At 43.8% G+C, this 802-nt stretch carries 2 protein-coding genes and 1 pseudogene; 1 reads left to right on the top strand and 2 read right to left on the bottom strand.

Annotated features, from left to right (window positions below):
* Positions 1-229, top strand: a 229-nt coding sequence (locus tag A3738_RS30720; protein ID WP_197473666.1) for a hypothetical protein, incomplete at its 5' end; no start/stop codon positions are given.
* Between the two features lie 4 nt (positions 230-233).
* Here A3738_RS30720 and A3738_RS29180 read toward each other — a convergent pair.
* Positions 234-386, bottom strand: a complete 153-nt coding sequence (locus A3738_RS29180; protein WP_082878399.1) for a DUF2256 domain-containing protein — start codon at positions 384-386, stop codon at positions 234-236.
* Positions 373-802: pseudogene (locus A3738_RS30715) on the bottom strand (cryptochrome/photolyase family protein); the annotation flags it as partial. The pseudogene A3738_RS30715 and the gene A3738_RS29180, both read right to left, overlap by 14 nt.

The following is an 802-nucleotide window of genomic DNA, read 5'->3' as shown; positions in this document are numbered from 1 at the left end:
AACCATTCTTCAGCAAGATCCAAGTTTAATCACTGACATGGAAGCTTTGATGTACAACTTCTCACTCAGCGCAGACTACGTTGAACCGGTTATCGATCTTGATCAGAGTATGAAAGCCGCTAGGGAAATCTTATGGGCATATCAGAAAACACCTAAAGTGCAAAACGAAGCCGCTCGTATTCTCTCGCGCCATACCATTCCTGATCGAGCACGCATGATTTCAGGCTAAGAATCTAAGTTTTACATACCTTCTCTCGTTTCGCCTCGCTTGAGCAGCGTTTCGAACAGTACTTAACCTGCTCCCAATCACGCTCCCACTTTTTACGCCAAGTGAAAGGCCTTTGACACACAACACAAAGCTTTGAAGGCAACTCAGACTTTTTCATTACGCTCTAACTTATGAAAGAAGCTCTCGGCATCGCTTGCGATTAAATGTCGTTTCGCATCATCCATTTTCTCTAAGGTTCGATACGGCATAGATAAGCGCTGATTACCGCGAAGTTTGTCTTGATTGCGCGCCAAGAAATCCCAGTAGAGATAGTTAAACGGACAGGCGGATTCGCCGTTCTTATCTTTCACTTTATACGCGCATGACTGGCAATAATTAGACATCTTATTGATATAAGCACCGCTCGCCGCATAAGGCTTACTTGCCATAACACCACCGTCAGCAAACAGTATCATGCCATTTACATTAGGCAGCTCTACCCATTCGTATGCATCACCATAAACTAGTAAAAACCATTCCTGCACTTGCTTCGGTTCTATCCCAGTCAGTAATAGAAAATTACCAATCACCATT

Source organism: Oleiphilus sp. HI0066, assembly GCF_001635725.1.
This window is presented reverse-complemented; position numbering and strand designations above follow the sequence as displayed.

Coding starts and splice junctions, on each gene's coding strand:
- A3738_RS29180 (WP_082878399.1), bottom strand. CDS start 386: ATGAAAAAGTCTGAGTTGCCTTCAAAGCTTTGTGTTGTGTGTCAAAGG.